27 protein-coding genes are annotated in these 25,309 nt (G+C 72.3%); 22 read left to right on the top strand and 5 right to left on the bottom strand.

Annotation, left to right across the window (positions count from 1 at the left end):
• Positions 1-117 precede the first annotated feature (117 nt).
• The 4 genes from AMYTH_RS0101625 to AMYTH_RS48550 all read left to right on the top strand — a co-directional run bounded on the left by AMYTH_RS0101625 (position 118) and on the right by AMYTH_RS48550 (position 4,762).
• Positions 118-1,650 (top strand): acyl-CoA synthetase, encoded by a 1,533-nt coding sequence (locus AMYTH_RS0101625; protein ID WP_027928832.1) that lies wholly within the window; start codon positions 118-120, stop codon positions 1,648-1,650.
• Between the two features lie 38 nt (positions 1,651-1,688).
• Positions 1,689-2,681, top strand: coding sequence for an LLM class flavin-dependent oxidoreductase (locus tag AMYTH_RS0101630; RefSeq protein ID WP_027928833.1), 993 nt, complete (start codon positions 1,689-1,691; stop codon positions 2,679-2,681).
• A 51-nt stretch (positions 2,682-2,732) separates the two neighbouring features.
• Positions 2,733-3,488 (top strand): SDR family NAD(P)-dependent oxidoreductase, encoded by a 756-nt coding sequence (locus AMYTH_RS0101635; protein WP_027928834.1) that lies wholly within the window; start codon positions 2,733-2,735, stop codon positions 3,486-3,488.
• Between the two features lie 155 nt (positions 3,489-3,643).
• Positions 3,644-4,762, top strand: a complete 1,119-nt coding sequence (locus AMYTH_RS48550) for an SMI1/KNR4 family protein (RefSeq protein ID WP_157360487.1) — start codon at positions 3,644-3,646, stop codon at positions 4,760-4,762.
• Positions 4,763-4,764: 2 nt separating this feature from the next.
• Here the strand turns inward: AMYTH_RS48550 and AMYTH_RS50070 are convergent, their stop codons facing one another.
• The 4 genes from AMYTH_RS50070 to AMYTH_RS43380 all read right to left on the bottom strand — a co-directional run bounded on the left by AMYTH_RS50070 (position 4,765) and on the right by AMYTH_RS43380 (position 8,190).
• A complete protein-coding gene (locus tag AMYTH_RS50070; protein WP_228684527.1) occupies positions 4,765-4,917 on the bottom strand; it encodes a hypothetical protein in 153 nt (50 codons plus the stop codon).
• Positions 4,918-5,576: 659 nt separating this feature from the next.
• Complete coding sequence (locus AMYTH_RS0101655; RefSeq protein WP_027928836.1) at positions 5,577-6,383, bottom strand: IclR family transcriptional regulator; 807 nt, start codon at positions 6,381-6,383, stop codon at positions 5,577-5,579.
• Positions 6,380-7,675: an MFS transporter gene (locus tag AMYTH_RS0101660; RefSeq protein ID WP_027928837.1), complete on the bottom strand. Its 1,296-nt coding sequence runs from the start codon at positions 7,673-7,675 to the stop codon at positions 6,380-6,382. Before AMYTH_RS0101660 ends, AMYTH_RS0101655 begins: the two co-directional genes overlap by 4 nt.
• 122 nt (positions 7,676-7,797) lie before the next feature.
• Positions 7,798-8,190, bottom strand: a complete 393-nt coding sequence (locus tag AMYTH_RS43380) for a MarR family winged helix-turn-helix transcriptional regulator (protein WP_228684529.1) — start codon at positions 8,188-8,190, stop codon at positions 7,798-7,800.
• A 23-nt stretch (positions 8,191-8,213) separates the two neighbouring features.
• On the opposite strand from AMYTH_RS43380, the gene AMYTH_RS43385 reads away from it, so the two are divergent.
• The 18 genes from AMYTH_RS43385 (at position 8,214) to AMYTH_RS0101755 (ending at position 24,764) form a co-directional block, all read left to right on the top strand.
• Positions 8,214-8,375, top strand: coding sequence for a hypothetical protein (locus tag AMYTH_RS43385; protein ID WP_208722442.1), 162 nt, complete (start codon positions 8,214-8,216; stop codon positions 8,373-8,375).
• Positions 8,376-8,458: 83 nt separating this feature from the next.
• Complete coding sequence (locus tag AMYTH_RS43390) at positions 8,459-8,767, top strand: DUF1801 domain-containing protein (RefSeq protein ID WP_037322126.1); 309 nt, start codon at positions 8,459-8,461, stop codon at positions 8,765-8,767.
• A gap of 131 nt (positions 8,768-8,898) precedes the next feature.
• The gene (locus AMYTH_RS0101680; RefSeq protein ID WP_027928838.1) at positions 8,899-10,356 is read left to right on the top strand and encodes an aldehyde dehydrogenase family protein; all 1,458 of its coding nucleotides are present in this window, start codon (positions 8,899-8,901) and stop codon (positions 10,354-10,356) included.
• Positions 10,343-11,332 (top strand): LLM class F420-dependent oxidoreductase, encoded by a 990-nt coding sequence (locus tag AMYTH_RS0101685; protein WP_027928839.1) that lies wholly within the window; start codon positions 10,343-10,345, stop codon positions 11,330-11,332. The genes AMYTH_RS0101680 and AMYTH_RS0101685 overlap by 14 nt, the downstream gene beginning before the upstream one ends.
• Before the next feature lie 165 nt (positions 11,333-11,497).
• On the top strand, positions 11,498-12,787 hold the full coding sequence (locus AMYTH_RS0101690) for a phenylacetate--CoA ligase family protein (RefSeq protein ID WP_027928840.1): 1,290 nt from the start codon (positions 11,498-11,500) through the stop codon (positions 12,785-12,787).
• A gap of 18 nt (positions 12,788-12,805) precedes the next feature.
• The gene (locus AMYTH_RS0101695; RefSeq protein ID WP_027928841.1) at positions 12,806-13,906 is read left to right on the top strand and encodes a zinc-dependent alcohol dehydrogenase; all 1,101 of its coding nucleotides are present in this window, start codon (positions 12,806-12,808) and stop codon (positions 13,904-13,906) included.
• Between the two features lie 8 nt (positions 13,907-13,914).
• A complete protein-coding gene (locus tag AMYTH_RS0101700) occupies positions 13,915-14,985 on the top strand; it encodes an amidohydrolase family protein (protein WP_027928842.1) in 1,071 nt (356 codons plus the stop codon).
• A 15-nt stretch (positions 14,986-15,000) separates the two neighbouring features.
• Positions 15,001-16,176 carry a GAF domain-containing sensor histidine kinase gene (locus AMYTH_RS0101705; RefSeq protein WP_027928843.1) on the top strand — a complete coding sequence of 392 codons (1,176 nt, stop codon included), beginning with the start codon at positions 15,001-15,003 and terminating at the stop codon, positions 16,174-16,176.
• The gene (locus AMYTH_RS0101710) at positions 16,164-16,829 is read left to right on the top strand and encodes a response regulator (protein WP_027928844.1); all 666 of its coding nucleotides are present in this window, start codon (positions 16,164-16,166) and stop codon (positions 16,827-16,829) included. Before AMYTH_RS0101705 ends, AMYTH_RS0101710 begins: the two co-directional genes overlap by 13 nt.
• A gap of 89 nt (positions 16,830-16,918) precedes the next feature.
• Positions 16,919-17,515: a ClpP family protease gene (locus AMYTH_RS0101715; RefSeq protein WP_051362454.1), complete on the top strand. Its 597-nt coding sequence runs from the start codon at positions 16,919-16,921 to the stop codon at positions 17,513-17,515.
• A 320-nt stretch (positions 17,516-17,835) separates the two neighbouring features.
• The gene (locus AMYTH_RS0101720; RefSeq protein ID WP_027928846.1) at positions 17,836-18,783 is read left to right on the top strand and encodes an Acg family FMN-binding oxidoreductase; all 948 of its coding nucleotides are present in this window, start codon (positions 17,836-17,838) and stop codon (positions 18,781-18,783) included.
• A complete protein-coding gene (locus AMYTH_RS0101725) occupies positions 18,780-19,694 on the top strand; it encodes an Acg family FMN-binding oxidoreductase (protein ID WP_027928847.1) in 915 nt (304 codons plus the stop codon). Before AMYTH_RS0101720 ends, AMYTH_RS0101725 begins: the two co-directional genes overlap by 4 nt.
• A 26-nt stretch (positions 19,695-19,720) precedes the next feature.
• Positions 19,721-20,347, top strand: coding sequence for a TIGR03085 family metal-binding protein (locus AMYTH_RS0101730; RefSeq protein WP_027928848.1), 627 nt, complete (start codon positions 19,721-19,723; stop codon positions 20,345-20,347).
• A 78-nt stretch (positions 20,348-20,425) separates the two neighbouring features.
• Positions 20,426-21,067: a hypothetical protein gene (locus tag AMYTH_RS0101735; protein WP_157360488.1), complete on the top strand. Its 642-nt coding sequence runs from the start codon at positions 20,426-20,428 to the stop codon at positions 21,065-21,067.
• Positions 21,068-21,070: 3 nt separating this feature from the next.
• Positions 21,071-22,138, top strand: a complete 1,068-nt coding sequence (locus tag AMYTH_RS0101740) for a hypothetical protein (RefSeq protein WP_027928850.1) — start codon at positions 21,071-21,073, stop codon at positions 22,136-22,138.
• An 89-nt stretch (positions 22,139-22,227) separates the two neighbouring features.
• Positions 22,228-23,253: an ester cyclase gene (locus tag AMYTH_RS0101745; RefSeq protein WP_209440724.1), complete on the top strand. Its 1,026-nt coding sequence runs from the start codon at positions 22,228-22,230 to the stop codon at positions 23,251-23,253.
• Positions 23,254-23,344: 91 nt separating this feature from the next.
• Positions 23,345-23,767 (top strand): SRPBCC family protein, encoded by a 423-nt coding sequence (locus AMYTH_RS0101750; RefSeq protein WP_027928852.1) that lies wholly within the window; start codon positions 23,345-23,347, stop codon positions 23,765-23,767.
• 31 nt (positions 23,768-23,798) lie between these two features.
• Positions 23,799-24,764 (top strand): nucleoside hydrolase, encoded by a 966-nt coding sequence (locus tag AMYTH_RS0101755; RefSeq protein WP_027928853.1) that lies wholly within the window; start codon positions 23,799-23,801, stop codon positions 24,762-24,764.
• On the opposite strand, the gene AMYTH_RS0101760 is transcribed toward AMYTH_RS0101755, so the two are convergent.
• Positions 24,742-25,257, bottom strand: coding sequence for a DUF305 domain-containing protein (locus AMYTH_RS0101760; protein ID WP_027928854.1), 516 nt, complete (start codon positions 25,255-25,257; stop codon positions 24,742-24,744). The genes AMYTH_RS0101755 and AMYTH_RS0101760 overlap by 23 nt on opposite strands.
• Between the last annotated feature and the right edge of the window lie 52 nt (positions 25,258-25,309).

Below are 25,309 nucleotides of genomic sequence, written 5' to 3' on the forward strand. Positions count from 1 at the left end.
TCCAAGAAAATCTTGACAACTGTCCAAAGATGAGAAACAGTCCTGTCAGGCCGCCGACGCGGGCGGCCGCACTTCCGATCCGGACCTTCTCGCGCCCGGCGACCGACGGAGACAACGGTGTCCCTGACCTTCTACCTGGACAAAGGCGCTTCCCTCGACCCGGACGCACCCTGCCTCACGCTCGACGGGAAGTCCCTGACCTACGGCGAGGTCGCCGGCCTGTCACACGCCGTCGCCAGGGCGCTGCGCCGCTCGGGCGTCGCGCCGGGGGACAAGGTCGGCATCCTCTCGGCCAACGATCCGACTGCCTTCGCCTGCGTGTTCGGCATCGCGCGGGCCGGTGCGGTGTGGTGCCCGATCAACCCGCGCAACGCGGCGGCGGAGAACGCGGAACTGCTCGACCTGTTCGACTGCTCGGCGCTGATCTACCAGCCGGCGTTCGACGACCTGGTCGCCGCGATCGCGCCCAACCTGCCGAAGCTGACCACGCTCGTCCGGCTGGGCGACGGCGACGACCTCGCCGCGGGCTTCGACGGCTGGCTCGACGCCGCCCGCGACGACCCGTCAGCCGAGGCGGCGCCGCCCGGCGACGTCGTGGCGCTGGTCGGCACCGGCGGCACCACGGGCCGCCCCAAAGGCGTGATGCTCACCGACCGCAACCTGGAGGCGATGTCGGCGATCACGCTGATGAGCTACCCGTTCCACGGCCGCCCGGTGTACCTGGCGCTGGCGCCCCTGACCCACGCGGCCGGCGTCCTGTGTTTCCCGGTGCTGGCGCTCGGCGGCGAAGTCGTGATCATGGCCAAGCCCGACGTCGGCCGGTTCCTCGAACTCATCGAGCGGCATCGCGTCACCCACACGTTCCTGCCCCCCACGGTGATCTACATGGTCCTCGGCCACCCGGCGCTCGACGGGACTGACCTGTCGTCGCTGCAGTGCTTCTGGTACGGCGCGGCGCCGATGTCCGCGGCCCGGCTCGCCGAGGCCCTCGACCGCATCGGGCCGATGGCGCAGCTGTTCGGCCAGTCCGAGGCCCCGATGATGATCTCGACGATGTCGCCTGCCGAGCACCGCAACGCCGACGGCACGATCAACACCGCCCGGCTGTCCTCCGCCGGCAAGCCGTCTCCGCTGGTCACCGTCGCCATCCTCGACCAGCACGGCAAGCCCGTGCCGCGCGGCGAGCGGGGCGAGATCTGCGTGCGCGGCTCCCTGGTGATGGCCGGCTACTACCGCAACCCGGACGCGACCGCGGAGGTCTCCGCGCACGGCTGGCACCACACCGGCGACATCGGGTACCTCGACGCGGACGGCTACCTGCACATCGTCGACCGCGCCAAGGACATGGTCATCACCGGCGGCTTCAACGTCTACTCCGCCGAGGTCGAGCAGGCACTGATGGCCCACGACGCCGTGCGCGACTGCGCCGTGGTCGGCCTGCCCGACGAGAAGTGGGGCGAACGGGTCACCGCGGTGGTCCAGCTCCAGCCCGGCGCCGGGATCGACCTCGACGACCTGACCGCGTTCGTCAAAGCGCGCATCGGCGGCCTCAAGGCGCCCAAGCAGATCGAGATCTGGCCTGATCTGCCCCGCTCAACCGTCGGCAAGGTCCTCAAGACCGAGATCCGTTCCCGGCTCAGCACCCGCTGAGGCGCCACCCGTTCACGTCGCCGCAAGGAGGCCGCACCGTGAAGCTCGCCCTGTACCTGCCCAACTTCCGCGAAAAGGTGACCGTCGGAGAACTCGAGGACCTCACCGCCCTCGCCGAGGACCTCGACTTCGACTCCGTCTGGACGCTGGACCGGATCGTCGTGCCCGAGTCGTCGGACCGGCAGGAGCTGCAGTACGCCTTCGGCATGATCGAAGGCTTCCCCAAGGGCCTGCCGGTGTCCTCGCGGGGCCAGTGGTTCCAGGGCATGCCGCTGATCCCGTGGCTCGCCGCGAAGACGTCCAAGGTTCGCATCGGCATGAGCGTCATCGACACGCCCTACCGTGCGCCGGGTGTGCTCGCCGCGGAACTGGGCACCATCGACCACCTCTCGGGCGGCAGGCTCAACGTCGCGCTCGGCGCGGGCTGGATGCCCGAGGAGTTCGCCGCGTCCAGCGCCTCGCACATCTTCCCCAAGCGCAACAAGCATGTGCGCGAAACGATCGAGGTGATCCAGGGCATCTGGAACAACGAGGTCTTCGATTACCACGGCGAGTTCGCCGACTTCGAGCCGTGCGGGTTCGGGGCCAAGCCGCTGCAGCAGCCGCACCCGCCGATCTTCTTCAGCGGCCTGAAGGACCCCAAGCGCGCCGCGAACCGGGTCGCCACGTACGGCCTCGCCGGCTGGATCGGCATCCAGGACTCGCCCGAGGACATCCAGCGGTGGCGCGGCGAGATCCAGCGCGAGCTGGACGAACTCGACACCGCCCGCTCGATCGACGACCTCGAGATCAGCAGCATGATCTGGTTCGTCATCACCGACCAGGACATGGACCAGACCCCGATGGGCAAGGGCACCAACCTCCTGGCGGGCTCCGCCACACAGATCACCGACATGCTCAAGCGCTACCGGGAGGCCGGCCTGACGATGCCGATGCTGTGGCCGCCGTTCGCCGACGTGCCGGTCGCGAAGACGCTGGACGACCTCAAGCGCCTCAAGGAGGAGATCATGCCGAAGGTCGAGGCCATGTAGCGATCGTGAACGACCGAGATCCCATCCCACAACGAAGTGAGAGGTACACAGATGTCCGAACTGGACGGTAAGCGGGTCTTCGTCACCGGATCCGGTGCCGGGATCGGCAAGGCGATCGCGAAACTGTTCACCGACCGCGGCGCGCGTGTCGTGGTCAGCGACATCGACGCCGACGCGGCGAAACGGGCCGCCGACGAGATCGGCGCCGCGGGCGTGGCGAACTGCGACGTCACCGATGAAGCCCAGGTCCAGGCCGCGGTGCAGCAGGCGGCCGACCTGCTCGGTGGCCTCGACGTCCTGGTGAACAACGCAGGCATCGAGATCTCCTCGCCGCTGCTGCAGCAGTCGACGGAGAGTTTCGACCGGATCTATGCGGTCAACGTGCGTGGCCCGTTCGTCGCGATGAAGGCGGCGACGCCGCACCTGGTGGCGTCGAAGGGGAACGTCGTCAACATCGCCTCGATCGCCGGCATCGGCGGCAGCCCGCTGCTCGGCTCCTACTGTGCGACCAAGGCGGCGCTGATCCAGCTGACCCGGGTCGCGGCGGTGGAGATGCGGCCTGCGGGCGTGCGGGTCAACGCGGTCTGCCCGGGCTTCGCCGATACCGCGATGGTGGAGCGCCTGGTGCCGGACTTCGAGGCGGCGACCCAGATCCCCTTCGGCGACCTGGTGGCGATGAAGCAGGGCAGGCTCGGCACCCCCGAGGACATCGCGGAGGTGGCCGCGTTCCTCGCCTCCGACCGGGCCACGTGGATCACCGGAAGCCACTACGTCCTCGACGGCGGCCTCACAGCGTCGCTCGTCTGAGGCGACTCGGCCGGCGGGCCCTCGGGGGGCCCGCCGGCCGCTCCCGCCCCCGTCGCCTGGACGTGGTAAGCAGTCTCCGCAGCGGCGGTCGTGCCGGAGTGGCCGTTGACCTGTTCCGGCCACTCCGACCGCTCGGGAGAAGCAAGGGAAGGACGTTGACGGACTGTGTAGGCGCGTTGGCCCGGGCGGTCAGGGTTGAGACCTCCGAGCCTCAGGGCTATGACTGGGACGCAGTCGAGGCGTCATTGGGCGTCCGGTTGCCATCAGATTACAAGAAAATCGCCGATCTCTTTCCGGTGGGTTTGTTCCAGGGTTCGGTGCACGTCATTCGTCCCGGCGATCACAGATCTCCCCGAGACGAGTACCCGGGCTACTACCTCCAGCGGCTCGAAACGATGCGCGAGTGGAGGGCGCGGGAGCCTCGGCGCTTCCCGTTCCCCATTTATCCGGAGCCCGGCGGTCTGCTTCCGTGGGGGCGCACGAGACAGCACGGGTTGCTGTTCTGGCTCACCGAAGGCGATTGTGAGCGATGGCCGACCGTGGTGTGTTCTCCTCAGTTCGAGCGCTGGGGGAGATCCTCGGGTACGGCCTGTGAGTTTCTGTCCAAGCTGGTCGCGGGTGAGATCAACGGTTCGCCGCTGGGGATGAAAATCGCGCCCGGTGCGCCCGTGCTGCGAATTCCCCAGGGAAATTCGAGTGGTCTGCCACGCGGCAGGGGTTACTGGAATGCGGGACCGAATTCTTGGGGGACGCCGCCGCGGGTGAAGGGTGACTACCCGGCGTTGCAGCGGCTCCTGGGCTCAGGAAAAGAGGAGCCGGACCCGGTTGACTGGGCGGCCGTTCACGACGAACTGGGGTTGCGTCTCCCGGAAGACTACCGGCTGTTCGTCCGGGACCATGGAGCCGGCTCGTTCCTCGATGTGCGTATAGCCGTACCTCATTCGCCCGCTCTTGACCTTTTCGACCTGCTGAGGCGTACCAGCGAAGGGGTGCGCGGCGCTGTCGCGCGTGACGTGCTTCCACCTGTCCATCCCGCGGAAGCGGGGGTTGTCGCCTGGGGTGAAACGGCCGATGGCTGGACGTGCTGCTGGGTCCCGATCGGAGAGCCGGATGCCTGGGGTATCGGCTTCTTCGCTCCGGGGTATCGCCACTTCGGCTACAACCTCCACCTCTCTTTTTCGTCATTCTTGGTCCGGTACACAGAGCAGCGCCGATCGCTGTTGCTCGGACGCCCGGCTCCGGTTGTTCGCCGCCCATTCTTCAGCCCGGCTTGAGTTCACCGCTCGCGCCAAGCGAGCGGGGACAGGGAGATGCCCGCTTCGGTGACTCGCCGGGCAGTCGCGGTCGTCAGGCCTGCCAGGGCGCTCTCGATCCAGCCCTGGACCCGTTGGACGCCGGTCTCCCGGTACTCCACAGCCTGGAGCAGCATTTCCAGCTTGTCCGCGTCGCGGGCACAGCGGGCTGGGCGGTGTGGGGCTGGTCCCCGGTGCGGGTTTCCTGCGAGTCGTGCCAGATGGCGAGGCAGGCGGCGCGCGCCGATGCCTTCCTCGGCGGCCAGGAGCCCGGCCAACCGAGCGACGCGTGCCACCAGCCCGAGCGGCGGATCCGCTTCAGCATTCCCAGCTCGTAACCAAGACCGGCGATCGTCTCGGACACCCCGGATCCCCTCTCGGCTCGCGGTGGGCTCCCGGCCGAGGTTGCCAAGCCCCGACCCCCGTCCGGGAGCCTGGTCAGCCCGGTGAACGTCCCGGTTCCGGTGGGCTGACCGTGACAGCATGGCTAGCGCCGTGCTCGACACTGTTCTCGGGCCGCGCCCTGCCGCCCCTCGACTCGGCCGGGTGACATGAGCGCCTGTGGAGCGCACCGTGACCACGAGCCCACGATGGCGGCGCGGCAGCGGGCCGCACGGCCATGGAACCTGGGCGGGACGAGGTGGTAGTGAGGTGATGACCTTCCAACGTCGAGAGCGACGCGGATCGCCTGCTCTCGGTCATCGCCGTTCATGATGCCGAGTCTCCATCGGCCGGCTACGACCCGGCCGCACTTGACCGTGGCAGGCGGTCGGCGCCGCCCAAGCTATGGGCTCGGTCAGCGGTCGGCAGCGCACGCGACTGCTGCAGCCCACCCCGCCGGCCGTCCCCCAGCGGGTTCTACCACCCGCGCCGAGCCTCGCGCCAGCCGCTGCGACAACGACCGCGACGTGGCCGTCAGCAGGCGTGCCAGCTCGCGCGGCCGGGCGCCGGCCACCTGCACCACCACGCTGATCGCCGCCGCGACCCGGCCTGACGGGTCCCGCACGGGGGCGGCCACCACCAGGTCGTCCGGTGTGATCGTGCCCCTCGCGACCGCGACCCCGGACTGTCGGATGAACGCCAGCTGCCGCCGCAGCTCGCCGGGGTCCGTGATCGTGTAGCGGGTGAACCGCTCCAGCGGCGAGCGCAGCACCTCGGCCTGGAACGCGGGCTCCGCGTGCGCCAGTAGCACCAGCCCGGTGCCGGTCGCGTGCATCGGCCAGCGGTCGCCCACCCGGCTGTTCGTCGCGGCCGCCCTGGCCCGCAGGGTCTCCACGTAGACGACCTCGCGGCCGTCCCGCACGGCCAGGTGCACGTTCCCGCGCGTCAGCGAGTGCAGATCGTCCAGGAACGGGAACGCCGCCTCCCGCAACTGCAACCCGCGCGGCGCCAGCGCCGCCAGCTCCAGCAACCGCAACCCCACGGAGTACCGGCCCGCCGGGTCCCGCTCCAGGCCACCCCACGACACCAGCTCGCCCGCCAGCCGGTGCGCCGTCGGCAACGTCAGCCCGGCCCGCCGTGCGATGTCGCTCAAGGTCAGCGACCGGTGCCGCGGTCCGAACGCCGACAGCACCGCCAGCACCCGGCCCGCCGCGGTCGTCATCGCACGCTCCCGACGGCCTCGGGCACCGCGGCCCGCGACGGCGCGGGCAGCACCAGCACCGCCACCAGGCTCACCGCGCACAACAGTCCCAAGTAGACGGCGATGGGCGTCGACGAGTGGTAGGCGCCGTACAACCCCGTCGCGGCCAGCGGCGTCACCGCGCCACCCACCAGACCGCCCATCTGGTAGGCGATCGACGCGCCGCTGAACCGCATCCGCGCCGGGAAGATCTCGGTGAACAACGCGCCCTGCGCCCCGGCCATGATCGCCTGCACGATCCCGGCGACCATGAACGCCAGCAGCGCCGCGCCCACGCTCCCGGTGTCCACGAGCAGGAACAGCGGCCACGCCCACACCACCGCGAAACCCGCCCCGATCGCGTACACCGGCTTGCTGCCCCACCGGTCCGCGCACCGCGCCGCCACGTAGATCCCCGCGATCCACAGCACCGTCGAGGCCAGGATCAGCGTGAGCAGCGTGCTGCGCCCGAACCCGGCGGCCTGCGTGCCGTAGCTGAGCATGTAGACCATCACCGTGTAACCCACCGCGGGCGGCGCGATCGCGGCCAGGCTCGCCAGCAGCAGCGTGCCCGGCCGTTCCCGCAGCAGCGTCGCCGCGGGCACCCGGCTGACCTGCCGCTTCTCGCGCACCCGCTGGAACTCCGGGCTCTCGGTCAGCGTGCGCCGCACCAGCATCCCGACTACCAGCAGCGCGACGCTGACCAGGAACGGGATCCGCCAGCCCCAGGTGGCGAACCCGTCGCCGGTGGTCTCCACGACCAGCAGGAACACCAGGTTCGAGGTCAGCACCCCGATCGGCACGCCGAACTGCGCGAAGCTGCCGTACACCGCGCGCTGCCGCGGCGTGGCGTGCTCGGTGGCGACGAGCACCGCGCCGCCCCACTCGCCGCCGACGCCGAACCCCTGCACCAGCCGCAGGAACACCAGCAGGATCGGCGCGGCCACCCCGATCGCCGCGTACGTCGGCAGCAGACCGATCAGGAACGTGGCCAGCCCGGCGAGCATCAGCGTCAGCACGAGCATCGACTTGCGGCCGATGCGGTCGCCGAAGTGCCCGATCACCGCGCCGCCGAGCGGGCGCGCGATGAAGCCGACCGCGAACGTGCCGAACGCCGCGAGCGTGCCGGCCACCGGGGAGAACGACGGGAAGAACAACGATCCGAACACCAGCGCCGAGGCGCTGCCGAAGACGTAGTAGTCGTACCACTCGATCGACGTCCCGACGCAGCTGGCCAGCAGGATCGAGGCCCTGCTGGGTGTCGAACCGGCCATGCGGCAGCCACCCACCTTCGACTCTGGAGGAAACGGGTGCCTCCAGTAAAGGAGCACGGCGGGCGCACGTCGTCGGCCCCTTGCCGCGCGCGGCCCGCGACGGATGTCGCATCGACCTGGCTCTAACCCTCCAGGGCGCGCAGCAGGATCCGCAGCAGGTCGTCGAGCGCGCCGAGTCGCTTCCCGTCGAGCGCGGACAGCAGCCGGGTCACGTTGGCGGTGTGCGCTGTCATCGCCTCGTCCACCGTGGCGAAGCCCTTGTCGGTCAGCCGCACGCGGAAGCTGCGCCGGTCCGCGGGGTCGAGCGTGCGCTCGACGAACCCCGCCGCCTCCAGCCGGTCCAGCCGGCTCGTCATGCCGGCCCGGGTCAGCATCAGCGTCGCGGAGAGCTGGGACGGCGTGAGCGTGTACGGATCGCCCGACCGGCGCAGCGCCGCGAGGACGTCGAACTCGCCCCGCTGCAGCCCGAACGTCGTGAACACCTTCTCCTGCGCCGGCGCGAGGAGGAGCCCCACCCGCCCCAGCGGACCTGCTGATCGTGTTCACCCCCGGCGTGGAGCGGTTCGGGTACTTCCGGCTCCTCGACCAGGTCCGCAACGGCGCCGCCGGACCGGAAACCGTCCTCGGCGCACAAGAGCGCTACGACAACCACTTCGTCGACAGCGCCACCTGGCGGAACCCCCGCCAGTCCGGCCGATAAGGAGACAAACACCGGCCGCCTGACCGAGACCCTGGCGGCGGCAGGCCTGCTCGACGAGTACCGGATCTGGGTGTGCCCGGACGCTGCCCTGGCAGGCGGAGGTCTGCACCAAGCTGCGCGAGATGGTCCACGCCACCATCCCGGACGCCGAAGAGGCGCTGCAGTACGGCAAACCGCACTTCCTGAAGAACGGCAAGCACGCCGCGGTGATCCACGTGGCCCGCAACAAGGTGTCGTTCATGGTGTTCGAGGCGGGGGACGTCGAGCCCGTCAAGGGAGTCCTGAGAGCCCTGGGCAACGGCGACCGCAAGGCCGCCGACATCACCGAGGGGCAGGACGTCGACTACGACCTGCTCGCCGGCGTCCTCGCCGAGACCAGCAGCAAGCTCTGACCTCCCGCCGGGTGCTCCCGTCCGTATCGGCGGGAGCACCCGGCGAACCCTTTCCGCGTCGCGAAAGACGCCTCGCTCCGCTCGCCGCGGGCCCGGCAGAGTCGGGTTCACCAACAGCGAGGAGAGCGGTTATGACGACTGTTCTGCCGGGCCCCGGGGCCCTGGTCACGGAGAACACCCACCTCGTCGGCGGCGACTGGGTCCCCGCGGCCGGCGGGGACAGCATCGACGTGCTCGACCCGGCCACCGGCGGCGTCCTCGCCCGGGTGCCCCGCGGCGGCGCCGCCGACATCGACGCCGCGGTCACCGCCGCGCAGGCCGCCTTCCCGGCCTGGCGCGACACCCCCGCCACCGAGCGCGGCAAGCTGATCCTGCGGTGGGTGCAGCTGATCGAGCAGCACGAGACCGAGATCGACCAGCTCGAATCGCGCGAGGTCGGCCGCCCGCACTGGGGACCGCCGCCGCTGGCGCGGATCCTCACCTTCATCGCCGGGCAGGCCGACAAGGTGCAGGGCGTGTCGCTGCCCGCCGGCCCCGGCGTGCTCGGCCTGACGCTGCGCGAACCCTACGGCGTGGTCGGCAGCATCATCCCGTGGAACGCGCCCGGCCCGATGTTCGTCAACGACGTCGGCGCCGCCATCGCCGCGGGCAACACCATCGTCGTCAAACCCGCCGAGGACGCGCCGCTCACCCCGCTCGCGCTGGCCCGGCTCGCGCTCGACGCGGGCATCCCGCCCGGCGTGGTCAACGTCGTCACCGGTTACGGCGGCGAAGCGGGCGCGGCGCTGCCGGTGCACCCGGGCATCCGGCGGATGAGCTTCACCGGCTCCCCGGAAACCGGCTCGCTCGTGATGGCCGCCTGCGCGCGCAACCTCGTGCCGCTGCACCTGGAACTGGGCGGCAAGTCGCCGCAGGTGATCTTCGCCGACGCCGACCTGGACGCCGCGATCCCCGCGATCGCCACGGGCATCACGCTCAACACCGGGCAGATCTGCGCCGCCGGGTCCCGCGTCGTCGTCGAGCGGTCCGTGCACGCCGAGGTCGTGCAGCGGCTGGCCGAGCAGCTGGCGAAGGTCCGCGTCGGGCCGTGGCACGAGCCGGTCCAGATGGGCCCCCTCATCAACGCCAAGCAGCACGCCCGTGTCCTGGACTACGTGCGCCTCGGCCGTGAGGAGGGCGCGGACCTGGTCCTCGGCGGCGGCGTGCCCGACGGGTTCGACCGCGGCTTCTTCGTCCAGCCGACGCTGTTCGACCACGTCGCCCCGGACATGCGCATCGCCCAGGAGGAGATCTTCGGCCCGGTGCTGTCGGTCATCCCCGTCGAGTCCGAAGAGGACGCTCTCGAAGTGGCCAACGGCACCGAATACGGCCTCGTCGCCTCGGTGTGGACGCGGGACCTCGGCCGCGCGGTGCGGATGTCGAAGGGACTGCAGGCCGGGCAGGTCGCGGTCAACGCGGCGCTCGGCGCCGGGGTCACCGGCGCGCCGTTCGGCGGCTACAAGCGCAGCGGCTTCGGCCGCACCATGGGCGCCGACGCCGTGCTCGACTACACCCAGGTGAAGGCGGTGTCGCTGCGTGGCACGCTCTGACCTGCGGCTGCGGGTGCTCATGGAGCCCCGCCACGGCGCCCGCTACGACGACATCCTCGCCTTGGCCCGAGCGACCGAGGACGCCGGCTTCGACGCGTTCTTCCGCTCCGACCACCTGCTCGGCGTCGACCCCGCCGACACCACCTACCGGCCCACCGACTGCTGGACCACCCTCGGCGGCCTCGCGCGCGACACCAGCCGGGTGCGGCTCGGCGCGCTGGTCGGCGCGGCCACGTTCCGCCAGCCCGGCATCCTGGCCACCATCGTCGCCAGCCTCGACGAGATGAGCGGCGGCCGCGCCGAGCTCGGACTGGGCACCGGCTGGTACGAACGCGAGCACGCCGCGTTCGGCATCCCGTTTCCCGGCACCGGTGAGCGGTTCGACCGGCTGGAGGAACAGCTGGCGATCATCACCGGCCTGTGGCGCGAGAGCCCGTTTTCCTTCGAGGGCAAGCACTACCGCATCGACGACAACCGGACCCCGCCCCGCCCGGTGCAGGACCCGCACCCGCCGGTCATCGTCGGCGGCAGCGGCCCGAAACGCACCCCGGCGATCGCGGCGCGCTACGCCACTGAGTTCAACGGCGCCCTCGGCGGCGACCTGCGCGAACGCTACGCGACCTTCCACCGGGCCTGCGAGGCGATCGGCCGCGACCCCGCCGAGCCGCGGCTGTCCGCGGTGCTGCCCGTCGCCTGCGGCGCCACCCCCGCCGAAGCCGCCCGCCGCGGCGAGATCATCGGCTCCGACTTCATCCGCGAGCACGCCGCCGTCGGCACCCCGGCCCAGGTCGTGGACCGGATCGGCGACCTGGCCGACGCCGGCGCGGACACCGTGTACCTGCATATCTACGACATCCACGACCTCGAGCACATCGCCCTCCTCGGCGCCGAGGTCCTTCCCCACGTCGCGCGGCCCGCGCTCACCGCGATGCCAGTAGGACGCGGCCTGCGTGGCGCTGCGGGTGGCGGAACCTGAGACGGCCCCTCGCTGTGGGATCGCCTCCTCATGAATTCCCACCCGCCGGCCCACCACCACCCTCAACGGACGCGCTCCGCGCGGCTGGGCCGCCCAGAACCCGCGGCGGTGCCGGCTGACGGCCCACCGCAAGCGGCTCCGCCGCTTCACAAGAAAGGTCCTCCTGTGGTCAAACCCGATTTCGTCGCGCCGGCGGACCGCGAGGCCGTCACCGCAGCGCTGCGCGGACAGCTGCGGGAGCTGCCCGCGCGGTCGCCGTTCTACGCCGACCTCTGGACCGGGCACGGCGTCGAGCCCGCCGCCGTCGACTCGCTCGCCGACCTGCCGAAACTGCCCTTCACCACCAAGGCCATGCTGCGTGAGTCGCAGGCCGCCGCGCCGCCGCTGGGCCGCCACGCCGGCACCGGCCTGGCCGACGTGATCCGCGTCCACGCCTCCACCGGCACCACCGGCAAACCCAGCTGGGTCGGAGTCACCCGCCGCGACGCCCAGTCCTGGACCGAAATGGTGGCCCGCGCCTTCCGCACCATGGGCGCCCGCCCCGACGACGTCGTCCTGCACGGCGCCGGGCTCACCCTGTTCGTCGGCGGCCTGCCCATCCGCGACGCGCTCGAATCCATCGGCTCCACCGTCATCCCGATCGGCACCGGCGCGTCGGAGAAAGCGTTGCTGGCACTGGAAACCCTCGGCGTCACCGCGCTGCACTCGACCCCGTCCTACGCCCGCTACCTCGCCGAGTACCTGCGCTCACACGGCCGCGACCCCCGCGAGTTCGGGGTGCGGAAGGTGTTCGTCGGCGGCGAACCCGGTGGGGGAGAGCCCGCGTTCCGCGCGCACGTGGAAGCCGAATGGGGCGCGACCGTCACCGAAGGGCTCGGCAACGCCGACATGGCGCCGGTCCTGTTCGGCGAGGAACCGGGCACCGGCGGGATGCGGTTCACCGGCGGGCGGCACGTCGTCGTCGAGCTGATCGACCCGGAGACCGGTCAGCCCGTCGTCCCCGAGCCCGGCGCCACCGGCGAGCTGGTCTACACCTCCGTCGACCGCGAATGCTGCCCGCTGGTCCGGTTCCGCACCCGCGACCGGGTCGTCGTCACCGGCCTCGCGGCCGACGGCGCCCCGCTGATCCGCTGCGTCGGGCGCACCGACGACATGCTGATCGTGCTCGGTGTCAACGTGTTCCCCTCCGCCGTGCGCGACCTGGTGCAGACCCTGCACCCGCGCACCACCGGCGCGGTGCAGATCGTGCTGCCCGGACCGGGCCCGCGCGTCGAACCGCCGTTGTGCGTCGAGGCCGAATGGGGCGAGCATCCCGGCGACCGCGACCAGTTGCGCGGCGAACTGGAGCACCTGATCCGCTCCCGGCTTTCGGTGCGGGCCGCGGTCACCCTCGTCCCGCCCGGATCGCTGGAGCGCTCCGAGATGAAGTCCCGCTTGACCCGGCTCGCCGGCTGAGCAGAAAGGCGCCTCGCCATGGGAGAAACCGTCCGCGCCGCCGTGCAGACCGGCCCGCGAACCATCGAGATGCGGGAGTTCCCGCGCCCGGAGATCGGACCGGACACCGGACTGTTGCGCGTGGAGGCCAACGGCATCTGCGGCAGCGACGTCGAGGCCTACAAGGGACACCTGCGCATGGGCTCCGGCGGCCCGGTGATCCCCGGCCACGAACCGCTGGGCATCGTCGAGGAGATCGGCGACGAAGCCGCGAAGCGGTGGGGCGTGCGGCCGGGGGACCGGGTCGCGCTGGAGGTCATCATCCCGTGCCGGTCCTGCCACCACTGCCTGACCGGCCGGTACCAGTTCTGCCCCAACCGCACCCGCGGCCACGGCGTCACCGGCATCGACGTCGCGCCGTCGCTGTGGGGCGGGCTCGCCGAGCACCTGTACCTCTCACCCGGCGCGGTGCTGCACAAAATCGACAAGTCGGTGCCGGTCGAGGTCGCGGCCATGTTCAACCCGCTGGGCGCCGGGGTGCGGTGGGCGTGCGGGCTCGGCCAGGTCGGGCTCGGCGACACGGTGCTGGTGCTCGGCGCCGGGCAGCGCGGCCTGTCCTGCGTGATCGCCGCCCGGCACGCCGGGGCGGGCACGATCATCGTCACCGGGCTAGAGTCCGACCGGCACAAGCTCGACCTCGCCCTCGAACTGGGCGCCGACCACGCGATCGTCGTGGACGGCGACGACGCCGTGGACACCGTCGAGTTCGTCGGCGACGTCACCGGCGGCGCGATGGCCGACGTCGTCCTGGAACTGACCCCGATGGCCGCCGCCCCGGTCACCGACGCGTTCAAGGCCGCGCGGCAGGGCGGGCGGGTCGTGCTGGCCGGGCTCAAGGGCGGCCGCGAGATCCCGGTGCCCACCGACCTGATCATCAACCGCGCGCTCACCGTCGTCGGCGCGTTCGGGGTGGACGCCACCGCAAACAAGCAGGCCATCGCCATCATCGAATCCGGCCGCTACCCGCTCGCGAAGCTGCACACCCACACCTTCGGCCTCGAACAGGCGGCGCTGGCGATGGAGACCCTCGCCGGCGAGGTGCCCGGCGAGTCCGCTGTCCACGTCTCCGTCCACCCGTGAGGAGCCCGATGCTCGCCGACGCCCACGCCCACCTGCTGCCCCGCGACTACCCGGCCGACGCCCCGGAGTGCTTCCCGCGCATGACGCCCGTCGACGGCGACACCGCCCGTGAGCTGCTGTTCGGGTCGCTGCGGTTCCGCGCCCGGGACGCGTTCTTCGACGCCGAGCGCCGGATCGAGGAGATGGCCGCGTCCGGGGTGGACTTCGAGGTGCTCACCCCGATGCCGCCACTGCTGCGCTACGACCTGCCCCTCGCCGACGGGCTCGCGCTCGCCCGGCACGTCAACGAGTTCACCGCGCAGCTGTGCGCCACCGACCCCGCGCGGTTCGCCGGGTTCGGGATGGTGCCGATGCAGGACCCGGACACCGCGGCCGCCGAGCTGACCGCTGTCGCCGAGGCCGGGCTGCGTGGCGTGGAGATCGCGTCCAACGTGCTCGGCGCCTCGATCGGCGACGAACGGTTCCTGCCGTTCTTCGCCGAGGCCGAGCGGCTGGACCTGCCCGTGTTCGTGCACGCCATGCCCGCCCCGATGGACCGCCTGCCGGCGTCCGCGACGGGCACCTACGTGGTCGGCATCGAGGGCGCGCTCGCGGCGGCCTCGCTGATCAGCGGCGGCACCGCGGCCAAGTGCCCCGGCCTGCGGATCTCCTTCAGCCACGCCGCGGGCGGCTTCCCGCTGATGGTGACCCGGGCCCAGTACTTCTGGAGCGGCACCTGGAACGAGGAGCCCCCGGTGCGGGAGCGGGCGATCATGCCCGACGACGGCCCGTCGCCGTTGGAGTACGCCCGCCGGTTCTACTACGACTCGATGGTGTTCGACGTCCGCGCCCTGCGCTACCTGGTGGACCTGCTCGGCGCCGACCGGCTGCTGATCGGCTCCGACTTCCCGGCCATGCCGCGCGAGGAACCGGCCGGCCGCACCGCCCGCCTGCTCGGGCTCCCCGCCGAGCAGGAAGCGGACCTGTTGTGGCGCAACGCGTTCCGGTGGCTCGGCATCGACCCGCCCGTCCGGAGTAGGACATCTGTCGCGGATCACTTGCGTGCGGGCGCTTGCGCTGGTGAGACTGGGGGCCGCTGAACGAAGGGGTCCAGCTTGACCGAACTGACGAGCGCCTGCCACCACGGTGCGCGGACGGCCGGGGACGGGCAACGCCGGCTCGCCGCGATCGCCCGCGCCGCCTCAAGCGTGGCCGACGCGGCCTCGCTCAGCGTGACGCTCGACGTCGTGGCGCGGGAGGTGGTGCAGGCCACGCACATCGCGGCCGTGCAGATCCTGCGCGTCGAGGGCGGCACCATGCGGGTCGTCGGCAAGGCCGGGTTCACCGACGCCGACGACTTCACCGAACGCCTGGAGGAGTGCCGCAAGCTGGGCGCCCGGCTGATGTTCGTCGAAGCGTTCCAGGCCCAGAAGCGGATCGTCGTGCCGCACCGCAAGGCCGCGGTGCTGGCCGATCCCGCGTGGGGGCCGCTGCACGCGATCATGGGCGCACCCGACTGGGACACCTTCGCCGCGGTCCCGCTCGTGGTGCGCGGCCGCGCGGTCGGCGTGCTCAACGCCTTCTACTCGCCGGGCGAGGACCCGGCGGGGGAGATGCTGGAGTTCCTCGAGGCCATGGCCGACCAGGCCGCGATGGCCGTCGACTCGGCCGACCTGCTGGCCCGCTCCCGGCAGGAGGCGCGGCTGGAGGAGCGGGCCCGGCTGGCGCGCGAACTGCACGACTCGGTGGTGCAGCAGGTGTTCTCGATGCGGATGCAGGCCAAGGCGCTGCGCGCGCACGCCGGCGACGGCAAGGTGCGCGACATCGCCGACGAACTGCTCGACCTGGCCCAGCAGGCCCTGGCCGACCTGCGCGGCCTGGTGCTGCAGCTGCACCCGCTGGAACTGGCCGGGCGCGGGCTCGGCGAGGCGGTGCGGACGCTGGCCGAGTCGGTGCAGGCGTCCTCCGGCGTGAAGATCCGGTTCTGGTCGGGCGAGCAGCCGGAACTGCCCGCCGAGCAGGCCGAGGACGTGTTCCGGATCGTGCAGGAGGGCCTGCACAACGTCGTCAAGCACGCCCAGGCGACCACCGCGGTGGTCAGCGTGTCCAGGGCGGGCGGGGAACTGGTGGTCGAGATCTGCGACGACGGGATCGGGCTGACCGGGCCGGCCGCGGGCGGGCTCGGCGTGGTGTCCATGCGGGAACGAGCCCAGCGCTGGAGGGGAACGATGGAGATCGGCAACACCGCCGCCGGGTGCCGGGTCAGGGTGCGGATGCCATGCCCGCGGTGACCGGCGTGATCGGGGTGCTGGTGGTCGACGACCACGCCGTGGTGCGGCGCGGCATCGCGGCCTACCTGGAAAGCGCCGAAGGCATCGAAGTGGTCGCCGAAGCCGCCGACGGCGAACGGGCGCTGGCGGAACTCGCGCGGCTGGCCGCGCAGGGCGAGCTGCCGCAGGTCGTGCTGATGGACGTGCTGATGCCCAAGGTGGACGGCATCACCGCGCTCAAGGCGATCGCGGCGAAGTACCCGGGCGTGCGGGTGGTGGTGCTGACCAGCTTCGGCGAGACCGAGCGGGTGCACGTGGCGCTGCAGGCCGGTGCGGCCGGGTACCTGCTCAAGGACGCCGACCCGGACGAGGTCGCGGCCGCGATCCGGTCCGCGGCGCGCGGCGAGGTGCACCTGGACCCGGCCGTGGCGGCCCGGTTGACGCGGCAGCTGGTGTCGCCGCCGATGGGGCTGGCGGCGCTCACCGCACGCGAGCGGACGATCCTGGCGCTGGTCGCGAAGGGGCTGTCCAACCGGCAGATCGCGACGAAGCTGTCCATCAGCGAACGGACGGCGCGCACGCACGTGAGCCACGTGCTGACCAAGCTGCAGTTGCCGTCGCGGACGCAGGCCGCGTTGTTCGCCATCCGCGAGGGGCTGATCGACGCGGGTTGATCGACGTGGGTTGATCGCTCGTGGCGAACTCGCCACGCTCAGGGCGAACACGCCTGTCCGGAAGTGGTTGTACCGCCTACGTTCGGGGCATGACCCTGCGAATTCTTCCGTCGGCCAACGCGTCGGCCTCTTTGGACGATTCGGTGTTCGAGCAGCTGCTGCGCGACCGCATCGTGTTCCTCGGCTCGGAGGTGACCGACGCGGTCGCCAACCGGATCACCGCGCAGCTGTTGCTGCTGGCGGCCGAGGATCCACGCAAGGACATCACCTTCTACATCAACTCGCCGGGCGGATCGGTGACCGCGGGCATGGCGATCTACGACACGATGCGCTTGATCCAACCCGACGTCTCCACGTGGGGCCTGGGTTTCGTGGCGTCGATGGGCCAGTTCCTGCTGTCCTCGGGCACGCCCGGAAAGCGCTATCTGCTACCGAACACCCGCGTGGTGATGCACCAGCCGTCGGCGGGCATCGGCGGCGCGGCCACCGACATCGCGATCCAGGCGGAGGTGTTCGGCCGCATGAAGCGCCGCCTCGCGGAGATCACGGCGCGCCAGACGGGCCAGCCGGTGGAGCGCATCGTGGCCGACGCCGACCGCGACCGCTGGTTCGACGCCGAGGAGGCGCTCGCCTACGGGTTCGTGGACCACATCGTGGGCGCGGACGAGGACGCGGTCAGCGCATAGGCCGCGCGAGCCGCCACCCGGCACCGCGCAGGCACCGGCCGGGTGCGGGTGGCGGCTGGGACGGTGCGGGCATTGGCCCGCGAACACGCGGGCACCAACCCGCAACGTGCGGGCGCGGCGCGGGCGGCGGTTGGGAACGTGCCGGGCGGTGCCGGGACCGCGCGGGCGATGCCGGCCGGTGCCCGCAGCGCGGCTAGGCCCGGCCGCGGCCGTTGAGGGACCGAAGTCCCCGCCGTCGGGCCCCTTGTGCTCTGCCCCGCGCGGCCGCGTCCGGGAACAGTGGAGAGGGCAAGCACTCCAGCCCGTCCCGGGAGAACCACATGTCCGTGATCCGCTCCGCCCTCGAAGCGGCGGTGCGCGCGCCGTCGCCGCACAACTCCCAGCCCTGGCGGTTCGAGGTCGCCGGCGACCGGATCGACGTCTTCCTCGACGGCGACCGCGTTCTCCAGGCAGCCGACCCCGACGGCCGCGAGGCGCGGCTGTCCTGCGGGGCCGCGATCCTCAACCTGCGTGTCGCGATCCGGGCCGCCGGGCGGACGCCCGTCGTGGAGCTCCACTCCGATCCGGTGCGGCTGGCCACGGTGCGCGTCGGCGGCCCGCGGGCACCCGGCGTCGAAGACCAGGCGCTGGCCAGGGCGGTCGCCTACCGCCGCAGCAACCGGCGCCCCTTCACCGAACGCACCGTGCCCCCGCACGTGCGGGAGGCGCTGGTGCGGGCCGCGATCGCCGAAGGCGCCGAACTCACCCTGGTGCGTGAGCCGGGCCTCACCGGTGAACTCGCCATGCTGCTGCGCCGCGCGGAGCGGACCCAGCGCGCCGACCCGCGGTTCCAGGACGAACTGGCCCGCTGGACCGTCACCGAGGGCGCCCGCGACGACGGCGTGCCGCTGGTGGCCGGTGGTCCGCGCGCCGAACCCGGCACCCAGCTCGCGCTGCGCCGCTTCGGCGGGGGCGGCGGCGAGCGGCCCTACGAGCGCACCCCGCTGCTCGCCGTGCTGTCCTCCTACACCGACGTGCCGCTGGCGCAGATGCGCACCGGCCAGGCGCTGCAACGCGTGCTGCTCACCGCAACCACCGCCGGGGTGAGCGTGTCGTTCCTGTCCCAGGCGGTCGAGGTCCCGGCGACGCGGGCCGGCCTGCGCCGCCTGCTCAGGCGGCCCACCCACCCGCAGGCCGTGCTGCGCTTCGGCTACGGCTTCAGCGCGCCGGCCACCCCGCGCCGCTCGGTGGACCAGGTGACGCAGCACCTCGCGGAAGCCCCGTCGTGACCTGGACGGCGGCCGAGCTGGGCGTGCTGGCCAGGGCCGTCGCGCAGGCGCCGTCGGTGCACAACTCGCAGCCGTGGGCCCTCGTGCCCGGCGACGACGTGATCGAACTCCGGGAACGGACCGAGGTCGAGCTGCCCCGGCACGACCCGGAGGGCCGCGACCGGCTGATGTCCTGCGGGGCCGCGCTGGTGAACCTGCGGCTCGCGCTCTCGGTGCTCGGCAGACGCCCGCGGGTCACGCTCCTGCCCCGCCCCGACGTCGTCGCCGAGGTCCGCACGCCCGCCCGCGGCGAGCCCAGCCCGTCCGAACTCGGCCGGTACTCGGCGATCTACCGGCGCAGCAGCTACCGCGCCCCGTTCGCCCTGCACCCGGTCCCGGCGCCGGTGCTGCGGGAACTGGCGCACGCGGCGGTCGCGCCCGGCGCCGGGGCGCGGCTGGTCGAACCACGCACCGAGTCCGGCGCGCTGGCCGAACTGCTCGGCCATGCGGGACTCGTGCTCCGGGACGACCGGGCCTACCAGCGCGAGCTGACGGCGTGGACCGCGCAGTTCCGCCAGGTGCCCGCGGCGGCGACCACGCTGCCCTGGTCCGGCCTGGTCCGCGCCGACACCCGCCTGCCCGACCCGGTCACGCTGGCCGAACGGATCGCCGCCGAGTCGATGCTCGTCGTCCTCACCGACGACGACACCCGCCGCGACCACGTGCTCGCCGGCACCGCGCTGCAGGAGACCTGGCTGGCCGCGATCACCCACGGCCTCGCCGGATCGGTGCTGACCCAGCCGCTGCACCTGCACGAGGTGCGCGCCGGGCTGATCGAGCGCCTCGCCCTGCCGGGCCGGCCGCAGGCGCTGCTGCGCTTCGGCCACCCGGTCACCGCGGCGCCGCCGGCTGCTCGTTCCGCACGCAGGTGAGCGTTACCGGCGGGTAGGGTGGCGTCATGGGTGTCGCCGCCGAGGAACGACGTCAGTTGAGCCGCCTGCTGGACGAGACCGGGCCGGACGCGCCCACCCTGTGCGAGGGGTGGCTGACCCGCGACCTCGCCGCGCACCTCGTCGTGCGGGAGAGCCGTCCCGACGCCGCGCTGGGCATCCTCCTGCCGCCGCTGGCCGGGCACACCCGGCGCGTGCAGGACGGCATCGCCGCGCAGCCGTGGTCCCGGCTGGTCGAGCGGGTGCGCCGCGGCCCCGCCTGGTACTGGCCCACCTCGATCGGCAGGCTCGACGAGCTCACCAACACCGCCGAGTTCCTCGTCCACCACGAGGACGTGCGCCGCGGACGGCCGGGCTGGGAACCGCGCCCCGCCGACCCCGCCCGCGACGCGGCCGCCTGGCGCGCCGCCCGCGGCGCGGCGAAGCTCAACCTCCGACGCGTGCCCGTCGGCGTCACCCTGCGCACCACCGACGGCCGCGAAGCCACCGTGCGCGGCGGCGCCGAGCAGGTCACCGTCACCGGCGACCCGGTGGAACTCCTGCTGTTCGTCTTCGGCCGGGACGCCGTGCGCGTCGAATTCGAAGGCGACTCCACCGCCGTCGCGAAGCTCATGGAAGTCGGCCGCGGGATCTGAGCCAGCGGAGGCGCCCCCGCCGGTCGCCAATTTCGCGATTTCGCGGACCGTCAGTAGCAAGTCGAGTACGGTGAGCGCGTGACCGAGGCTGAGCGAGTGGTCCGCACCGTGCACGAAGCCCTCGGCCGGGCTCTGGATCAACTGCGCCGCGAGGGGACGAGAACGAAGCCGGACGCCGCAGAGCCGGAAGGCGCACGGGCCGCGCTGAAGGTGGTGGTGGACGAGCTCGACGCCAGTGTGGCACCCGTGATGACCGCGTGGGCGGAAATGGTGCTCCGCGGCGCCGACGCCCATCCGCGCATCGCCCCCTACTACCCGCGAGTCGCGTTGGCGGCGTTCCTCGAGGGCCGCCGGGTCGCGAACGCGTCCTTCACCACGCACACCAGCACGGGAGTCGAGGTGCTGCTCGCCGTGTCCAAGGAGCAGCTCGACGTCACCGTCGCGACGCTCGACGAGCCTCCGCCCGCGCCCCGTGCCCTGCCGGAGGGGCGGATCGGCGCGCGCCCTTCGGCCGGCCCGCGGTTCTACGAAGATCCCGCCGAACAGCGGCGGCAGGCGCTCTTGGACGGGTTGTACGAGCGCGCCCTCCCGTTGGCCCAGGAGGTCGTGGCGCAATCCGCTGCCGCGGCGTCACCGGAGACGGGCGTCCCCGGGCCCTACGACGATGTGCGCGAGCCGTGGTTCCGCCGCGCCTTCGCGTCGCGGCGGCGACGCGGGTAGCCAGTGACCGGGATATTCCAGAGTGCCCTGGGCGGCGGGCGCGCGTTGCTGGTCGGCTGGGTCCTGCCCAGCCTGATCAACGTACTGATCCTCGGGTTCGCCGTGGTGCCGGAACTGAGCAGGTTCGACGCGCTCGGCGCCCAGGCGGCCCGCTCCGTGATCTTCGGTCTGGTCGCCACCGCGGTGCTCGGCCTGGTCCTGGCCGCCCTGCAAACCCCGCTCTACCGCGTCCTCGAAGGCTACCTCGGCTGGCCCAACTGGCTTGCCCGGGTTCGCCGCAGGCGGCACCTGGCCCGCAAGCACCTGCTGCGCAACCGCCTCGATGCCGCGTCACTGGCCGGGCGGGAACGAGCGGGCCACCTGACCGACGACGAGCGGGCCGCACTGAAGGCCTTCCGGGCCCACCCGGTCATCAGCCGCCACCTCGCGCGGGATCTCCGCAAGGGCCCGGTCTGGTTCGCGGTGCTGGACGAGCGGTTGCACCGGTACCCGCTGGACGACGGGCAGGTCGCGCCGACCCGGCTCGGCAACGCGATCCGGCGTTTCGAGGAGTACGGGTACGACCGGTACCGGCTCGACTCGCAGGTGCTGTGGTTCGAACTCAACGCCGCCGTCCCCGAACCGGTGCGCAAGCAGACCGACGAGGCCCGGATGAGCGTCGACTTCTTCATCTGCCTGCTCTACGGCCACCTGGTCGTCGCCGAGGCCGCCGCCATCGACCTCGCCATGGGCGCCGCACGTCCTTGGCTGGTGGTGGCCACCATGGTCGGTCTGCTGCCGCTGACGGTGATCTGGTACCGCCTGGCCGTCGTGGCCACCGACGAATGGGCAGGCGCGGTCCGGGCGATGGTCAACCTCGGCAGGCAACCCCTGGCCACCGCACTCGCGCTCACGCTTCCCAGGACGCTCGACGAGGAACGCGCCATGTGGCGGGTGCTGGGTGAGCTCGTCAGCTCCGGGTTCCGGCCGGGCCTGGACGCGCTGGACGCCTACCGGGCCGATCCCGGGGACGCGGAGGATGCGCCGGCACCCACCCCGCCGGCAGCCGGTGAGGGCAGCCAGCCGGCCTGAGCCCCGGTCTTTCGGCCCTAGCCACCGCCACGGCCGAGGACGACCCTGGAAGGTTCCGGGCACCACCAGCACTTCCCAGGGAGGGTTCCGTGTACGCAAGGATGAACACGCTCATCGGCGACCCCGCCCGGATCGACGAGGTCACGCACTACCTGGAAACCACCGTGCGCCCCTTCGTGGAGGCGCAGGCCGGCAACCGCGGGCTGGCCGTCCTGACCGACAGCACCCTCGGCATCACCGTCGTCGGGTCCTACTGGGACTCCGCGGAATCGATGACGCTGTCCGAGCACGCCGTGGAGGCCTCCCGCAAGGAGGCCGCCGAACTGGCCGACGGCATGATCACCGTGGACCACTTCGAGGTCGCGGTGTTCGCGCGCCGCAGCAGGCCGGGTCCCGGCGCGGGGATCCGGGTGACCACCATCGACTGCCCGCCCGGCGAGGTCGGCACCGCGGTCCAGGCGTTCCGCGAGACCGCGCTGCCGGGCCTGCTGAAGATGGACGGGCTGTGCAGCGCCCAGATGCTGGTCGACCGCGAAGAGGGCCGCTGCCAGGTGATCGCGGCCTACGAGACGGCCGAGCACCTGGCCGCCAGCCGCGCCGGGGTGGCCCGGCTGCGCGCCGACACGCTCGCGCGGGTCCACGCGCAGGTGCGGTCGGTGGGCGAGTACCGGCTGCTGTTCACCACCGTCCGCGAGGGCGGCACCAACAGCCTCACCCAGCGCTGGACCGACCTGTGGAACGCCGGCGACCGCGAGGGCTGGCAGGCGATGACCGACCAGTCGGCCTTCGAAACCCGCGGCCCCGGCGGTTTCCGGCTCGCCGGGCGGGAGGCGCTGGACGCGGAGTGGTCGACGTGGCACGACGCGTTCCCGGACAACCGGATCACCGTGGTGGCCATCTACGGCGACGACAACGGGGGCGTGCTCGAAGGCCGCTTCCAGGGCACCCACACCGGCCCGCTGGTCACCCCGGCCGGCGAGATCGCCGCGACGCAGCGGACGGTGGACATCCCGTTCTGCGAGGTGCACCGCGTGCAGGCGGGCAAGATGACCGACAGCCACCTCTACTTCGACCAGCTGGAACTGCTGACGCAACTCGGGAAGATCGACGCCTGATCCTCGGCCGCCGGACGCGGGTTTCCCTGCCACAGCGGGAAATCCGCGTCCGGCGGTACCCGGTCGCGGCCGGGTCCGCTACGGTCCGGCCATGCAGTTCGAGGTCACCAGGCGGATCGACGCCGCGCTGGACACCGTCTGGGCCGTCCTGACCGACGTGGCGAAGTGGCCGTCCTGGACGGCGTCAATGTCCTCGGTCCGGCTGCGGACCCCCGCCCCGCTGCGAGTGGGCAGCGAAGCGGTGGTGAAACAGCCGGGGCTGGCGCCGCTGGTGTGGCGGGTCACCGAGCTGACCGACCGGCAGAGCTTCACCTGGCAGGCCCAGGCCCGCGGCGTCACGTCGATCGGCCGGCACCGGCTGACCGCCGACGGCGACGGCGCGGTGACGGCGGTCCTCGGCGTCGAGCAGCGCGGTCCGCTCGCCCCGCTCGCCGGGCTCCTGTTCGGCGCGCGGATCCGCCGGTTCGTGACCATGGAGGCCGACGGGCTGCGCCGCGCCGCGGAATCGGGATGATGACGACCGCCCGTTGTGGGACGCTGCCCGTGTGACACGCAAGGTGATCCTCGACGTCGACACCGGCACCGACGACGCGGTCGCGATCATGCTGGGCGCCCTGCACCCCGATCTCGACCTGGCCGCGGTGACCACGGTCAACGGCAACGTGCCGCTGTCCGCCACCACCGCCAACACGCTGCGCGTGCTGGACGCGATCGGGCGGCCGGACATCCCCGTGCACCCCGGCCTCGCGCACCCGATCGCGCGCCGCGGCTTCCCGGGGCAGACGCACTTCGAACGCGACTCGGAACGGGACATGCACGGCTCGGCGCTGCCGCTGCCCGCGCCGGTGACCGCCGCGCGGGACGAGTCCGCCGTGGAGTTCCTGCTGCACACCCTGCGCGACACCACCGAGCCGGTGACGCTGGTGCCGGTGGGGCCGCTGAGCAACATCGCCACGGTGCTCGCCGCCGACCCGGGCGTCCGGGACGCCGTCGACGAGATCGTGATCATGGGCGGCGCGCACGCCTACGGCAACGTGACCCCGTCGGCCGAGTTCAACATCTGGACCGACCCGGAGGCCGCCGCGATGGTGTTCTCGGCCGGGTTCCCGCGCCTGACGCTCGTCCCGCTCGACGCCACGCACCAGGCGCTCGTCACCCGCGCCGACTGCGCGAAACTCGCCGGGCTGGGCACCGCCGCCGGCCGCGCGGCCGCCGACCTGATCACCCGGCGCATCGACGCCTACTCCGCGGGCCACGGCGTGCACGCACCCGATTCCGCTCCCGTGCACGACGCGGTGTGCGTGGCCTACCTGGTGCGGCCCGAGGTGATCACGACCCGACCGGTGCGCGTGGAGGTCGAGACGACCGGCGCACTGACCGTCGGCCGCACCGTGATGGACGTCCGTCCTAACGCGACCGGCGAACCGAACGCCAGCGTGGCGTTCGGTTCGCGGGCGGAGGTGCTGACCGAGTTGCTGCTGGACACGTTCAGCTTGCCAGCCGCGCGTTGATCTCGCCGATCAGCGCCTGCTGTTCACGCACGATTTCCTCGGCCAGCGCGCGGGTTTCCGCGTGCCGGCCGGTGGACAGCACGGCCTGCGCCATCGCCACGCCGGCGCCGAGGTGCTGCGCCATCGTGGTGAGCCAGGCGCGGTCGAACTCGGCGCCGTAGCTGTCCTCCAGCGCGGTGAAAGTGGTTTCCGGCAGCATTCCCGGCATCGTGTGCCCGGAGTGGCCGCCGCCGTGGCCTGCGTTCCAGTCGCGCAGCCAGCCGTTCATGCGCGCGATCTCGGCGGTCTCCTCCTCGGCGATCGCGTGCGCGGTGGCGCGGACGAACTCCGACTCCGCCCGCTGCTCGGCGAGCCCGGCCAGCCGCACCGACTGCTCGTGGTGGGGCACCATCTCCTGCGCGAAGCGGATGTCCGCGTCGTTGCCGCCGGGGCTCGCGGGACCGGTCCCGCACGCGGCGAGCACGAGTCCGAGCAGCACGATCAGTAGACGCATCAGTCCTCCGTCGTCGGGTTCGTCCGGCGACGGGGGATACGTCCGGTCCGCA

Source organism: Amycolatopsis thermoflava N1165 (assembly GCF_000473265.1).
Taxonomy (GTDB): Bacteria; Actinomycetota; Actinomycetes; order Mycobacteriales; family Pseudonocardiaceae; genus Amycolatopsis_E; species Amycolatopsis_E thermoflava.

What these genes read in the sequence shown, in the direction of transcription:
- AMYTH_RS0101635 (WP_027928834.1), top strand. Translation starts at nt 2,733, where the DNA reads ATGTCCGAACTGGACGGTAAGCGGGTCTTCGTCACCGGATCCGGTGCC.
- AMYTH_RS50070 (WP_228684527.1), bottom strand. Translation starts at nt 4,917, where the DNA reads ATGCTGCTCCAGGCTGTGGAGTACCGGGAGACCGGCGTCCAACGGGTC.
- AMYTH_RS0101655 (WP_027928836.1), bottom strand. Translation starts at nt 6,383, where the DNA reads ATGACGACCGCGGCGGGCCGGGTGCTGGCGGTGCTGTCGGCGTTCGGA.
- AMYTH_RS0101660 (WP_027928837.1), bottom strand. Translation starts at nt 7,675, where the DNA reads ATGGCCGGTTCGACACCCAGCAGGGCCTCGATCCTGCTGGCCAGCTGC.
- AMYTH_RS0101680 (WP_027928838.1), top strand. Translation starts at nt 8,899, where the DNA reads ATGACGACTGTTCTGCCGGGCCCCGGGGCCCTGGTCACGGAGAACACC.
- AMYTH_RS0101695 (WP_027928841.1), top strand. Translation starts at nt 12,806, where the DNA reads ATGGGAGAAACCGTCCGCGCCGCCGTGCAGACCGGCCCGCGAACCATC.
- AMYTH_RS0101700 (WP_027928842.1), top strand. Translation starts at nt 13,915, where the DNA reads ATGCTCGCCGACGCCCACGCCCACCTGCTGCCCCGCGACTACCCGGCC.
- AMYTH_RS0101710 (WP_027928844.1), top strand. Translation starts at nt 16,164, where the DNA reads ATGCCCGCGGTGACCGGCGTGATCGGGGTGCTGGTGGTCGACGACCAC.
- AMYTH_RS0101715 (WP_051362454.1), top strand. Translation starts at nt 16,919, where the DNA reads ATGACCCTGCGAATTCTTCCGTCGGCCAACGCGTCGGCCTCTTTGGAC.
- AMYTH_RS0101720 (WP_027928846.1), top strand. Translation starts at nt 17,836, where the DNA reads ATGTCCGTGATCCGCTCCGCCCTCGAAGCGGCGGTGCGCGCGCCGTCG.
- AMYTH_RS0101730 (WP_027928848.1), top strand. Translation starts at nt 19,721, where the DNA reads ATGGGTGTCGCCGCCGAGGAACGACGTCAGTTGAGCCGCCTGCTGGAC.
- AMYTH_RS0101750 (WP_027928852.1), top strand. Translation starts at nt 23,345, where the DNA reads ATGCAGTTCGAGGTCACCAGGCGGATCGACGCCGCGCTGGACACCGTC.
- AMYTH_RS0101760 (WP_027928854.1), bottom strand. Translation starts at nt 25,257, where the DNA reads ATGCGTCTACTGATCGTGCTGCTCGGACTCGTGCTCGCCGCGTGCGGG.